The organism is Nocardia wallacei (assembly GCF_014466955.1).
GTDB lineage: Bacteria > Actinomycetota > Actinomycetes > Mycobacteriales > Mycobacteriaceae > Nocardia > Nocardia wallacei.
The window spans coordinates 4,060,645-4,072,905 of sequence record NZ_AP023396.1 but is presented as its reverse complement, the minus strand read 5'-3'; the positions used below and the strand labels follow the sequence as shown (position 1 = coordinate 4,072,905).

General features: G+C 72.2%; 12 protein-coding genes. 8 read left to right on the top strand and 4 right to left on the bottom strand.

Annotation, left to right across the window (positions count from 1 at the left end):
- Positions 1 to 66: 66 nt before the first annotated feature.
- The 3 genes from NWFMUON74_RS18005 (at position 67) to NWFMUON74_RS17995 (ending at position 3,383) form a co-directional block, all read left to right on the top strand.
- A complete protein-coding gene (locus tag NWFMUON74_RS18005; protein ID WP_187683039.1) occupies positions 67 to 1,719 on the top strand; it encodes an acyl-CoA synthetase in 1,653 nt (550 codons plus the stop codon).
- A 106-nt stretch (positions 1,720 to 1,825) separates the two neighbouring features.
- Positions 1,826 to 2,005 carry a hypothetical protein gene (locus NWFMUON74_RS18000; protein WP_187683038.1) on the top strand — a complete coding sequence of 60 codons (180 nt, stop codon included), beginning with the start codon at positions 1,826 to 1,828 and terminating at the stop codon, positions 2,003 to 2,005.
- Positions 2,006 to 2,090: 85 nt separating this feature from the next.
- Complete coding sequence (locus NWFMUON74_RS17995) at positions 2,091 to 3,383, top strand: cytochrome P450 (protein ID WP_187683037.1); 1,293 nt, start codon at positions 2,091 to 2,093, stop codon at positions 3,381 to 3,383.
- Between the two features lie 21 nt (positions 3,384 to 3,404).
- Here NWFMUON74_RS17995 and NWFMUON74_RS17990 read toward each other — a convergent pair whose 3' ends face one another.
- Positions 3,405 to 4,286, bottom strand: coding sequence for an alpha/beta fold hydrolase (locus tag NWFMUON74_RS17990; RefSeq protein WP_232110424.1), 882 nt, complete (start codon positions 4,284 to 4,286; stop codon positions 3,405 to 3,407).
- A 110-nt stretch (positions 4,287 to 4,396) separates the two neighbouring features.
- On the bottom strand, positions 4,397 to 6,064 hold the full coding sequence (locus NWFMUON74_RS17985) for a bifunctional 3'-5' exonuclease/DNA polymerase (protein ID WP_197986859.1): 1,668 nt from the start codon (positions 6,062 to 6,064) through the stop codon (positions 4,397 to 4,399).
- A gap of 171 nt (positions 6,065 to 6,235) precedes the next feature.
- Between NWFMUON74_RS17985 and NWFMUON74_RS17980 the strand changes: the two genes are divergently transcribed.
- Positions 6,236 to 6,421, top strand: coding sequence for a hypothetical protein (locus tag NWFMUON74_RS17980; protein ID WP_187683035.1), 186 nt, complete (start codon positions 6,236 to 6,238; stop codon positions 6,419 to 6,421).
- Positions 6,422 to 6,451: 30 nt separating this feature from the next.
- Here NWFMUON74_RS17980 and NWFMUON74_RS17975 read toward each other — a convergent pair whose 3' ends face one another.
- Positions 6,452 to 6,868 carry a nuclear transport factor 2 family protein gene (locus NWFMUON74_RS17975; RefSeq protein ID WP_187683034.1) on the bottom strand — a complete coding sequence of 139 codons (417 nt, stop codon included), beginning with the start codon at positions 6,866 to 6,868 and terminating at the stop codon, positions 6,452 to 6,454.
- 71 nt (positions 6,869 to 6,939) lie between these two features.
- On the opposite strand from NWFMUON74_RS17975, the gene NWFMUON74_RS17970 reads away from it, so the two are divergent.
- Complete coding sequence (locus tag NWFMUON74_RS17970) at positions 6,940 to 7,854, top strand: LysR family transcriptional regulator (protein WP_187683033.1); 915 nt, start codon at positions 6,940 to 6,942, stop codon at positions 7,852 to 7,854.
- A 9-nt stretch (positions 7,855 to 7,863) separates the two neighbouring features.
- On the opposite strand, the gene NWFMUON74_RS17965 is transcribed toward NWFMUON74_RS17970, so the two are convergent.
- Positions 7,864 to 8,862: a LysR family transcriptional regulator gene (locus tag NWFMUON74_RS17965; RefSeq protein WP_232110423.1), complete on the bottom strand. Its 999-nt coding sequence runs from the start codon at positions 8,860 to 8,862 to the stop codon at positions 7,864 to 7,866.
- A gap of 207 nt (positions 8,863 to 9,069) precedes the next feature.
- Here NWFMUON74_RS17965 and NWFMUON74_RS17960 point away from each other — a divergent pair, with 207 nt between their 5' ends.
- From NWFMUON74_RS17960 to NWFMUON74_RS17950, 3 genes are all read left to right on the top strand, one after another.
- On the top strand, positions 9,070 to 10,320 hold the full coding sequence (locus tag NWFMUON74_RS17960; protein ID WP_187683032.1) for a Glu/Leu/Phe/Val dehydrogenase dimerization domain-containing protein: 1,251 nt from the start codon (positions 9,070 to 9,072) through the stop codon (positions 10,318 to 10,320).
- A 140-nt stretch (positions 10,321 to 10,460) separates the two neighbouring features.
- Complete coding sequence (locus NWFMUON74_RS17955; protein ID WP_187683031.1) at positions 10,461 to 11,462, top strand: GlxA family transcriptional regulator; 1,002 nt, start codon at positions 10,461 to 10,463, stop codon at positions 11,460 to 11,462.
- Complete coding sequence (locus tag NWFMUON74_RS17950) at positions 11,459 to 12,208, top strand: DJ-1/PfpI family protein (protein ID WP_187683030.1); 750 nt, start codon at positions 11,459 to 11,461, stop codon at positions 12,206 to 12,208. The genes NWFMUON74_RS17955 and NWFMUON74_RS17950 overlap by 4 nt, the downstream gene beginning before the upstream one ends.
- The last annotated feature ends 53 nt before the right edge of the window (positions 12,209 to 12,261 follow it).

The window sequence follows — 12,261 nt, the reverse complement described above, 5'->3', positions numbered from 1 at the left end:
GTTAATGGAAATTCTCGCCAGGCGGTAGGCTTCGGCACGAACGTCGGCTCCACCGGAGGTGTGCTTGTGAGGACCAGGTTGTCGCCGTCGGCCGGGCCGCTGCGCCCGCTGACCGATTCGCTCGCGGCGCTGGCGGTCCTGCGCCGGCGCGGCATGGTCGATCCGACACGCCCGCTCGATCTGGTTCGCACCGTGCGCGATGCGGGGGTCTACGGGCCGTTCGTCACTGTGCTGCGGCACGCCACCCGGCGGTACGGCACCACCACGGCGATCATCGACGAACGCGGCGCCCTGACCTTCGCCGAGCTGGACCGGCTGTCGAACGCGCTCACCCGGGGACTGGCGGCGGCGGGCATCGCCGCGGGCAGTACCGTCGCGGTGCTGTGCCGCGACCATCGCGGCATGGTGCTGGCGCTGCTGGCCGCCGGCAAGCTCGGGGCCCGCGTGGTGCTGATGAACACCGGGTTCGCCGGACCGCAGCTCGCTGAAGTCGTGGCCAGGGAACAGGTCGGCGCACTGCTGCTCGACAGCGAGTTCCTGCCGCTGCTGGCGGCGGTCCCGGGCGCGATACCGCGCATCCTCACCTGGGTGGACGAATCGGACCCGGTACCGTCCGGCGCGGTGACGATCGACGGCCTGATCGCCGCGCACCCCGCCGGCGACCTGCCCGCGCCGGCGCGGCCCGGCGGCACCGTCATCCTCACCAGCGGGACCACCGGAACCCCGAAAGGCGCTCCCCGGGACAAGGTCTCACCGCTGCAATCGGCCCAGTTCCTCGATCGGGTCCCGCTGCCGCGCGACGACACCATCGTCATGGCGGCGCCCATCTTCCACGGCACCGGCCTGTCGCAGTTCACACTGGGGTGGGCGCTGGGCAACACCATCGTCTTCCAGCAGCGTCGGTTCGACCCGCGGCGGACGCTGGCCGCCGTGGCCGAATACCGCGCGGCCACACTGGTTCTGGTGCCGACCATGCTGCAGCGCATCGTCGATCTCGGCGAGCAGACGCTGGCCGCCTACGACACCTCCGCGTTGCGCGTCATCTTCGCCGCCGGCTCGTCGGTCTCCCCGGATCTCGCCCGCCGCACCGCCGCCGCCTTCGGCGACGTGCTGTACAACCTGTACGCCTCCACCGAGGTCGCCGTCGCGGCGGTGGCGACGCCCGAGGACCTGCGCGCCGCGCCGGGCACGGTGGGGCGGCCGCCGGTCGGCTGCCGCGTCGCGCTCTACGACGAGCGGCGCCGCCGGATCACCGAACCCGGGGTGGTCGGCACCATTTTCGTCGCCAGCGGACTCAGCTTCACCGGCTACACCGACGGCGGCCGCAAGGAGATCGTCGACGGCATGCTGAGCAGCGGCGACGTCGGTCACTTCGATGCCGACGGGCGGCTGTTCATCGACGGCCGGGACGACGACATGATCGTCTCCGGCGGCGAGAACGTCTATCCGCTCGAGGTCGAGAACCTCCTCGCCGAACGGCCCGATGTCGCCGAGGCCGCCGTCGTCGGCGTCGACGACCGCGACTTCGGAAAACGCCTGCGCGCCTACGTCGTCCGGCTCGGCGGCGCGACCTGCGACGAGCAGGAGATCAAGGCGTACGTCAAGACGCATCTGGCCCGGCACAAGGTGCCGCGCGAGGTGGTCTTCCTGGACGAACTGCCCCGCAACGCCACCGGAAAACTGCTGCGGCGCATGCTCGAGCAGCCGGATCTCGGTTGAGCGCGGCCGCGACTACCTACGCGTTACCGATGCGTGGATCGGCAGTACCGTGGGAGAACTGCGCTACGTTCGCTGTCACGACAACCGGAGGATTCCCATGCACGCCGTGCCGAAAGCCGTTGCCGTAGCCTCGATCACCCTGGCCCTGGGACTGCAGCCCGCCCTCGCCGCCGCCTCCGCTCCCGAATCACCCGCCCCGCGCACCCAGGCGACGGCCCCGTTCGACCCTATCTGCCCGCTCTGCTTCATCCGCGAATTCTTCGAAAGCGGTTCCGCGCACCCCTGAACACCGGTGAACCAGCCCGAAGGTCAGGCCCGATCTCAGACCGGGGCACGATGTGCGGGGCCGGTGCGCGCGTTAGCTTTCAGGGATGAAGACCTGGCTGCACTGGGCCGTGATCCACGGTGCGCCACGCGCGTATCTGAAGGCGCAGGCGCGACGGGGTGAGCCGCTCGCCCGGATCATGGCCGATCCGCGCACGCGGGCGAACCCGTACCTGCTCGCCGATCGTATCCGGGCGCGGGGGCGGCTGGTGCGCACGCCGTCCACGTGGGTGACGGCCGACCACGGTATCGTCCGAAATGTCCTGCGCTCCAAAGATTTCGGTGCCGTCGTCCCGGCGGAGCTGAACATCCCGCGGCCGCTGCGCGCTCTGATCCGGGCCACGGATCCGCGCCTGCCGAACCCGATCGAGCCACCCGCGATGCTGTCGCTCGACCCGCCGGAGCACACCCGCTACCGCAAACTCGTCGCCCAGGAGTTCACACCCCGCGCCGTCCGGCGGCTGACCGACCGGATCGACGAGGTCACCGGCGAACTGCTGGGCGAACTGGCGAGTCGGCAGCGGGCGGACCTCATCACCGATTTCGCGGTGGAACTGCCCGCCGCCATCATCTCCGAGATGCTGGGCATCCCGAAGGACGTGCGGGCCCGCATGCTCGCCGCGGGCGAGGCCGGCGCCGCCCTGCTCGACACCGGCATACCCTGGCGCGCCTACCGCCGCGCCCAGGACGCGCTGCGCGACGCCCGCGAATTCCTCGACGAACATCTCGACCGGCTGCGCGCCGCGCCGGGCGACAACATCCTCAGCGCGCTGGTCACCGGCGCCCAGCTGACGAAGGAAGAACTCATGTTCACCACGGCGCTGCTGGCCGGCGCCGGGTTCGAGACGACCGTCAACCTCATCGGCAACGGCGTCGTCGCCCTGCACGAGCATCCCGGGCAACTGGAACTGCTGGCCGCGCGTCCGGACCTGTGGCCGGGCGCGATCGAGGAGATCCTCCGCTTCGACAGCCCGGTGCAGTGGACCGCGCGAGTCGCGCTGCGCGACACGGAGATCGACGGCCGCCACCTCACCCGCGGCGCGCTGATCACGCTGCTGCTCGGCGGCGCGAACCGGGACCCGGAGGTGTTCACCGACCCGGACCGGTTCGACGTGACGCGCGTCAACGCGCGCGAGCACGTGTCGTTCTCCAGCGGCGTGCACTCGTGCCTGGGTGCCGGTCTCGCCCGCGCGGAAGGCGTCATCGCCCTGCGCACCCTGCACGAACGCTTCCCCGGCCTGCGGATCACCGCCCCGCCGCCGCGTCGCGAACTCGTCAATCTCCGTGGCTACGCCCACATTCCGGTTCGGCTCGCGGCCCGCGACCGGGCGGCGAGCTGAGCGTACGCCGCGCCCGGGCACTCAGCTGAGGCGGCGGATCTCCGCGGCGACGAGGTCGGGTTCGCAGATGAGCACATAGTGGTCGGATCGTTCGGCGACCACGTGGCGGCCGCGCGGGGAGCGGGCCGCGCTGCGGGCGTGCGCGTCGTTGAGGGAAGCGCGCAGCTGTGCGTCGACGCCGTTGCCGGGGCGTCCGGCCGAGATGATCGTGACGGCGATATCGCCCAGATGCGGCGGATCGTCGCGGAATTCGGCGAGTTCGTCGAGATAGGTGCGCTGCTGGGCGGCGAAGGTCCGCATGGCGCGGGCGGTGAAGCCCTCGCGACGCATGTCCCGGCCCGCGTCCGGGGGCAGCGCGGCGGTGATCGAGCGGTAGCACAGGCCCAGCAGTCGCATCCGTGCCGCCACGCTCAGCAAGGCGATGGTCCGGCGTTCGGACTTGCGGAACGCCTTGCTGAACAACGCATCCTGGCCCTCGTCGGTCGGGTCGACCAGCACCAGCCCGGCGACGCGCTCGCGACACGCGGCCGCGGCGGCCCGCACGATCGGACCACCGGCGCTGTGCCCGACCAGCACGTACGGTCCCGGCCCGAAATGGTCGAGCACCTCGCCCAGATCCGCGGCCATCCGGTGCAGCGTCCGAGCACACGGGTCGGGGGCGCTGCGCCCCAGCCCCGACCGGTCGTACACGATCGCCCGCGCCCACTGTCCGGCCAGCGGCTGGACCAGCGCCCACAGCGAGCGGCTGACCGCGGCCCCGGACTCGAAAACGACCGTCGGCGCGGTCGACCCCGCCGGTCCGGGCAACACCATGGCATGCAGCCTGCGCCCGTCGGAGGTCGTGACCCAGACGCTGTCACCCTGCGTGTGCTGCTCGGATCGGAACGAGTCGACCTTCGGCACCGGTGCCGTCTCCCTTCGTGCGTCTTCCCTGGTGAAAAAACCTGCCGGGCAACCGCTCAGCAGCCTACAGGCGAATTCCGCCGATCGGGGGCCGTGCCGGTCCCGACGGATTACTTGGCGTCCCAATAGCATTCGACGACAGCCGTGGTGAAGGGGAACCGGACCGGCGTGGGCCCGAAGGCGAGTCGGCCCGCGGTGTCCGCGGCCGCGCCGATCGCCGCGGCGACCGTCGCGGCCTCCGCGGCGGGGCAGTGCACGATGACCTCGTCGTGCTGGAAGAAGACCAGTTCGGCCCGCAGACCGGCGCTCGCCAGCTCGCGCCGCAACGCCGCCAGCACCAGCAGCGCCCAGTCGGCGGCGCTGCCCTGCACGACGAAGTTGCGGGTGAAGCGGCCACGGGCGCGGGTCGCCGAGGTGCTGCCGTACCCGCCGTCGCCGGTGTCGAGCGCCGGATCCGCCTCCCCGGCCGGTGCCGCCGACACCGGCGGGCAGGTGCGGCCCAGCCAGGTGCGCACGAGACGGCCCTCCTCCCCGGCGCGCGCCGCCTCGTCGACGTATGCCATCGCGGCGGGGTAGCGGCGGCGCAATTCGGCCATGTGGGCGCGGGCGTCGCCGGAGGTCTGGCCGTAGATCGCGCCCAGCAGCGCGAGCTTGGCCTGGTCGCGGTCCCCGGCGAACGCGCGGGCCGCCAGATCCGCGTACAGGTCCTCCGGGCGCGCGGCCACCTCCATCAACCCGGGATCGCGCGAGATGGCCGCGAGGACGCGCGGTTCCATCTGATCGGCGTCGGCGACCACCAGCCGCCACCCCGGATCGGCGCGGATCGCCCGCCGGATCACCTTCGGAATCTGCAGCGCCCCACCGCCGTTGGTGGTCCAGCGGCCGGAAACCGTTCCGCCGGGCAGGTATTCGGGGCGGAAGCGGCCGTCGTGCACCCACTGCTCGAGCCACGACCAGCCGTGGGCGGTGTGGAGCCGGTACAGCGACTTGTATTCCAGCAGCGGCGCGATCGCCGGATGATCGATGGCCTGCAACTCCCACTTGCGGGTCGATGTCAGGAAGATGCCCGCGCGCGCGAAGGCTTTGACGATGTCGGCGGGCAGATCGGGCCGGACCCGCACCCCGAACGCGCGCGACACCTCCTCGGCCAGCTCCGCCAACCGGCGCGGTTCGCTCCCGCCCGCGAAGCGTTCACCGAGGAGTTCGTCCAGCAGCGCGCGATGAATGTCCGCGCGCCACGGGATCCCGGTGCGAGACATCTCCGCCGCCACGAGCATCCCGGCCGATTCGGCGGCCAGCAGCAGCCGCATCCGCTCCGGGTGCTCGGTGCGCGCGGTGCGCTCCACCTGGGCCGCGTAGACCTCCAGCAGGGCGGTCAGTTCGTCGGTATCCGGCGGCAGCGCACGGGAATTCGACTCGAACAACGCCGGTTGGGTCTCGGCGGCGCGGGCGGGCGCGTCCGGCGGCACGGGCAGGCCGTGCCGCCGCGCCCACGCGGCCGCCAGCGCCCGGGGCTGACCCGACTGGCCCTCCTCGTGCCCGATCAGCAAGCCCTCCGCGGCCTCGACGTCGTAACAGCGCTCGACGCGCACCCCCGCCGCCAGCAACCGCCGGTAGACCTCTGCCGACCGCCAGACCCACCGCTGGGCCTCCGGTCGCGAACGCACCGCCGCGGCGAGGGAGGACTCGCGCAGCACCGGACCCGCGGGCCGTCCGTCCGCGCCCAGCGCGCACAGGCTCGCCCCGCCGTCCTCGCACTCCGCCACCGCCCATCGCACGTCCACGAGTCTGGCAGCGCGGCCGGCACCCGACCGCAGGGGCATCCCGTGACGCGCAGGGCCGGGGTTTCGATTGCCAGGAAATGGCTACTCTGCGGGCGTCTCGCACCGGAACAGGGGTGACATGCCGAGCGGGCGAGTTGCTTCCGAGCGGGTAAAGGGGTCGGCGATATGACACGAGGGGGCAATGTGAATCCAGCGCAGCGACTGCTGGCCGATGTCCTGGCGACGGGATACTCCGTCGACGAGTTCATCGCCCGGCTACGCGTCACCGCCCTCGTCGACATCGACGCCTGCACCGAACTGCTACCGGTGCAGCCCGTCGCGGCGGCCGGGCGTCATCGCCGCCCGGACTGATCCGCCGCATCGCCGGGCGTGCGGCCGGGATCAGCGGGGCGGGCGCAGCGGTTCCAGCACGCGTTCGACCAGCGCGGTATCGCAGTGCTCGATCACCTCGGTGATGCGGCCGCCCGCGATCCGGAAGATGAAACAGTAAGTCTGCCGGTAGGTTTCGCCGCGGGTGGTGGTCGCGTGTCCCTCTACCTGTGCCACCACCCGGTCGCCCTCGGCGAGCAGCAGATTCGCCGCGCTGCGATAGCCGTCGTCGGTGAACTGGGCCGCGAGCGGGCGCAGCAGGTCACCCACCACCACGGGCTTGGATTCCCAGGTGCCCGACCACGACCAGTTGCCGGGAAAGACCCAGCGGCAGTCGTCGGCCATCGCTTCGCTCAGCGCCCGCGTGTCGCCGCGCGACATCCGCTCGAAGACCGCCCGGATGAGTTCCTTGTTCGATTCGGTGTCCATGCCGCCGACGCTACGGCCGCCGCTGGTATGCGACCAGCGAGAGTCTCGCATATGTGGTATCAGCTTTACGCATGGCGGAGTTCACTGTCACGGGATTGCGGGTCGTGCGCGCGGCCGCCCGCTACCAGTCGTTCTCGCGGGCGGCCGAGCATCTCGGCTACACCCAGTCGGCGGTCTCGCGGCAGATCACGCTCATGGAGCAGGCGGCGGGCGCCCCGCTGTTCGAACGGCTGGCCCGCGGCGTGCGGCCCACCGCGGCGGGCCGGATCGTGGTGCGGCACGCGGATTCGGTCCTGGACACACTCGACAACATCCGCGGCGAGCTGCGTGACGCGAGCACCGGCGTCGCGGGCCGAATTCGCTTGGGCGCGTTCGCGACCGCCACCGCAGCGCTCGTCCCGCGGGCGCTGGCCGCGGTGACGCCCCGCCATCCGATGCTCGAGGTGCGGTTGCGGGAAGGGCTGACCCCCGGCCTGCTGGCCGCCCTGTCCCGCGGCCGCCTGGACATGGCGGTGCTGTCCGGGGAGGTCGATCCGCCCGACACCGTGGCGACCGCGCCCCTGCTCGACGACGCGCTGTATGTCGCGGCGCCCGCGCGGCATCCGCTCGCGCACCGGGTCTCGGTCCCCGCCGAGGAATTGCGCGGCGAACGCTGGATCATCGGCGGCGAGGACCCGCGCGGCACCCTGCTCGGTGCCTGGACCGGCGCCACGTGGCAGCCGATCGTCGCCTACACCGCTCGCGACTGGGGCGCCAAGCTGGGCCTGGTGGCGGCCGGTCTGGGTGTCACCGTGGTGCCGGGCCTGCTGGTTCCCGCGCTGCCCGCCGCGGTCGCGGTCGTGCGCATCGACGACCCGGCCGCCGTCCGGCCGACGGTGCTGGCATACCGGAAGCGGGGGCCGGACGGCGGGCACCCGCTCGCCGAGGCCCTCCGCGACACCGCCGCCGTGCTCAACGCGCAGTTGCGCGCCAGGCTGCGCGACTAGCGCTCCGGCTCAGCCCAGCCCCAGGCTCTTGTTGGACGGCTCGAGCGAATTATTCGCCGGGGCGATGGTTTCCACGTCCGCCGGGGCGAGCGGGGCGGCGTCGGCGGCGAGCCCCTTCTCCGCCGCGGCGGTCCGGATCGCGTCCACCACGAGCAGCAGGGCGGCGCGGCGCGCCGTATTGGTGCGGTAGGCCAGCGACACCGTGCGGGTGAGCACGTCGCCCAGTGCGACGATGTCCACGCCCGGCGGCCGCAGCGCCAGGCCCAGATCCGACACCAGCGTCACGCCCAGCCCGGCCGCGACCATCGCCATCGCGGTGGCCTGTTCCTCCACCTCGTGGTCGATCCGCGGTTCCAGCCCGACGGACTGGAACGCCAGCCGGACCGCGTGCCCGAAGTTCGAGCGGGCGGGCGCGAGAATCCACGGATGCTCGGCCAGCTCGGCCAGGGTCACGCTGGCCGCCGGCACCGCGCCGGCCGGGACGGCGGCATACACCCGCTCGACCGCGATGATCGTGCGCTCCAAGCCGCGGTCCCAGGTCATCGGGTAGTTGGAGTAGTCGAGGACGAACGACAGGTCGAGCGCGCCGTCGCGGACCGCCGCCGCCGTCGCCTCCGGCGCCAGCTCGCGGGTCCGCACGCGGATGCCGGGATGGGTGCGCGCGAGAGCGGTCAGCGCGTCGGGGATCAGGCCCGAGGCCACCGACGCCCAGACCCCGGCGGTGATCGTCGCCGTCACCGACTCGCCCGCCTCCTCGAGCGCCTGGGTCGCCCGCTCGACCGACGCGAGGATCTCCTCGGCGTGCTCGGCGAGCAGCACCCCCAGATCGGTGAGCTGGACCCGCCGCCCGCGCCGCTCGAACAGCCGGGTGCCGACATCGCGTTCCAGCTGCGCGAGTTGCTGGGAGACGGCCGACGCGGTGTAGTGCAGCGCGGTCGCCGCCGCGGTGATCGTGCCGCGGCGGTGGAGCTCACGCAACATTCGCAGACGAGGCAGCGACAGGTCCATGGCACCGAGCGTAAAGGCTGTGCAGGAACGCTGAACACTGCCGTGAATGAACCGTAAATAGACGCGCGCCTACGTGCGAACGCAGGCTGGTGACACCGGGCGCGAGTCATCGGCCGGGGACAGCGAGGTCCGGGCGGGAGTCGCGCGACCGGCGATTCCCGGTGGGTGGTGGTTACGGCACTAGTACGAATACGGAGGTGGTTCCCCATGACGATGATGCAGAACCCTGTGGAGGGTACCCAGCAGGCGATCGCGCAAACCGCTCCGACCGTTCCCGCCGCGCTCGCCCCCGTGAGCCGTCGCCCCGAGCCCTACATGCGCCTGCAGTGGACCGATCCGCACACGGGCGCGGTCGGCTACCTCGTCGTGCACACCCTGCGCGCCGGGCTGGCCACCGGCGGTACCCGGATGCGCGCCGGTTGCACGCTGAGCGAGGTCGAGGACCTGGCGCGCGGCATGGCCAACAAGACCGCCACCTTCGACCTGCCGATCGGCGGGGCCAAGGGCGGCATCGACTTCGACCCCAAGGACCCGCGCGCGGTCGCCGTGCTGGAGCGGTTCTGCGAGGCCATGCGCCCGTGGATCGACTCGCACTGGGTGACCGCGGAGGATCTCGGCGTCCCGCAGCATCTGATCGATGAGGTCTTCGACAAGCTCGGCCTGGGCCAGAGCTACCACGCCGCGATTCGCCGCGCGAGTGATCCGGCGGCCACCCTGGCGCGGGTGCGCAGCGGCCTGAACGCAGTGGTCGAGGGTGGTTTCCTGCTCGGCGACGTGATCGGCGGCTACGGCGTCGCCCACGCCTGCCTCGCCGCCGCGGTCTCGTGGGGGCAGCCACCCGCCGCGACGACGGTCGCGATCCAGGGGGTCGGCACCATGGGCGGCTCGGCCGCCTACTACCTGCACGAGGCGGGGATGCGGGTCACCACCGTGGCCGACGCGGCCGGCACGCTGCACTGCGCCGCGGGGCTGGACATCCCGGCGCTACTGGAGCTGCGCGACGGCTACGGCGAGATCGACCGCTCCCGGCTGCCGGCGGGCATCGAGCAGCTGCCGCGCACCGCGATCCTGTCCGCGGACGTGGATATCCTTGTCCCCGCGGCGATTTCGTACGCGATCACGCCGGACAACTCCTTCGACATCCGCGCCCGGATCATCGTGGAGGCCGCCAACGCCGCCACAACACCGGAGGCGGAGGCCATGCTCGCCGCCCGCGGCGTCCCGGTGCTGCCGGACTTCGTGGCCAATGCGGGCGCCGTGGCCTGGGCCTGGTGGCTGCTGCTCGGTGAGGTCGACGACAACCCGGACACCTCGTTCGACCGGCTGCGCACCATCATGCACGCCAAGGTGGCGCAGCTGCTGGCGGCGTGGACCGAGGCGGGCGTCACTCCGCGCGAGACCGGACATCGCTGGGCCGACGAGCCGACACCGGCGCTCGGTCCGGTCGTCATCCCCTGACCGGTCGATATCCATGCGACCGAAGTAGTACCCGCACCGGCCGCTGCGCGACGTGGCGCCCGGCTGCACCATCGCCGCCTGCCACTTCGCACCGTGACACCGCCCGGGTGGTTGTCGCCGCGCGGATACCATCGGCGGTTATGGAGGCCGACCGGCGAGTGCTTATCGTCGCGTACGACGATGCGCAGATTCTCGATATCGCTTGTCCCAGTGGTGCATTGGATATGGCGAATCGAGCCGGAGCGCAGCCGCCGTACCGGGTGGACGTGGTGTCGGCCGGCGGGCGCGGGGTCCGGACCTCGGCGGGGATCGTGCTGGGCAGCCGTCCGCTGGAGGCGGTGACCGGCCCGCTGGACACGCTGATGGTCGTCGGCGGGGCGGGCACCGAGCGGGCCGCGGCCGACCACCGCCTGCTCGATCAGGTGCGGCGGCTGGCCCGCCACACCAGGCGGCTCGCCTCGGTCTGCACCGGCGCGTACGTGCTGGCCGCGGCCGGTCTGCTGGAACATCGCCGCGTGACCACGCACTGGGGCTACGGTGACGAACTGGCCGCGCGGTTCCCGTCGGTCGCCGTGGACACCGCGCCGCTGTACATCCGCGACGGCAATGTCTACTCCTCGGCCGGGGTGACCAGCGCCCTGGACCTGACGCTGTCGCTCATCGACGACGACCACGGCCCGGCACTGGCGCGCACGGTCGCCCGCATCCTGGTCACCTACCTGCACCGGCCCGCCGACCAGGCGCAGATCAGCATGTTCCTGGCGGCGGCGCCGCGCGAGGACCGGGTGGTCGGCGACCTGCTGGCCTACGTCTCGGGCCACCTCGCCGAGGACCTGACACCGGCGGCTCTCGCCACCCGAGCGGGTCTGAGCACCCGCCAGCTCACCCGGCTGTTCGCCGTCCACGCGGGGACGACACCCGCGCGGGCGGTACGGGAGGCGCGGGCCGAGGCGGCGGCCCACCTGATCCGCCGCACCGCGTTACCCATGACCGCCGTCGCCCGGCGCTGCGGATTCGGTTCCGTGCAGACACTGCGGGCCGCGCTGCGCGCCCGATACGGCATGAACGGCGACACGATGCGCAAGAACACGGACATGCCGAGCGTCGGAGCCGACGCCGGGGACGACACTTCGGCAGCGTGACACCATACCTCTCCCGCCGCCGATTGGTCGGCGGCACAGCCGCGCTCGTGGCCACCGGTTTCGGTACCGCACCGGCGTCGGCACGGCCCGACGGCGCCGGTCCGCGCATCGGCATCCTGCTCTACGACGGGTTCAGCCTGCTCGATCCGACCGGACCGGCGGAAGTCCTGTCCCGCGTACCGGACGCGCGGGTGACGATGATCGCGGAACGTCGCGGCCCGGTGCGCACCGACACCGGCGATGTCGCGATGATGGCCGAGCTGGCCCTGGAGGAGGTGGATCGGCTCGACGTCCTGCTGGTCCCGGGGGCGGGCAGACGCGGCAGTACGGCGGTCACCGCGAACGACGGTGTGCTGCAATGGATCCGGGACATCGATCGCACGTCCACGTGGACCACCTCGGTCTGCACGGGCGCGGTGGTGCTCGCCGCCGCGGGACTGCTGCGGGGCCGGGAGGCGACCACCTACTGGGCGGCCGGGCCTTACCTCCAAGCCACCTACGGCGTGACCTTCGTGCCGCGCCGTTACGTCCGATCGGGCAAATACCTCACCGCCGCAGGCGTTTCCGCCGGTATCGACATGGCCCTGTATCTGGCCGCGCTGCTCACCGACGACGACACCGCCCGCGCGATCCAGCTCGGCATCGAATACGATCCGCAACCGCCGTTCGACGCGGGCGACGCCGCCCGCGCCTCCCAGGAACTGCGGGAACGGGCCCTGGCGCTGCTCGAGCGGTCCACGAGCTGAGCATCCGGGCCGAAGGTCCACACGGAGGAGGACTTCGGACCGCCACGCCGCGC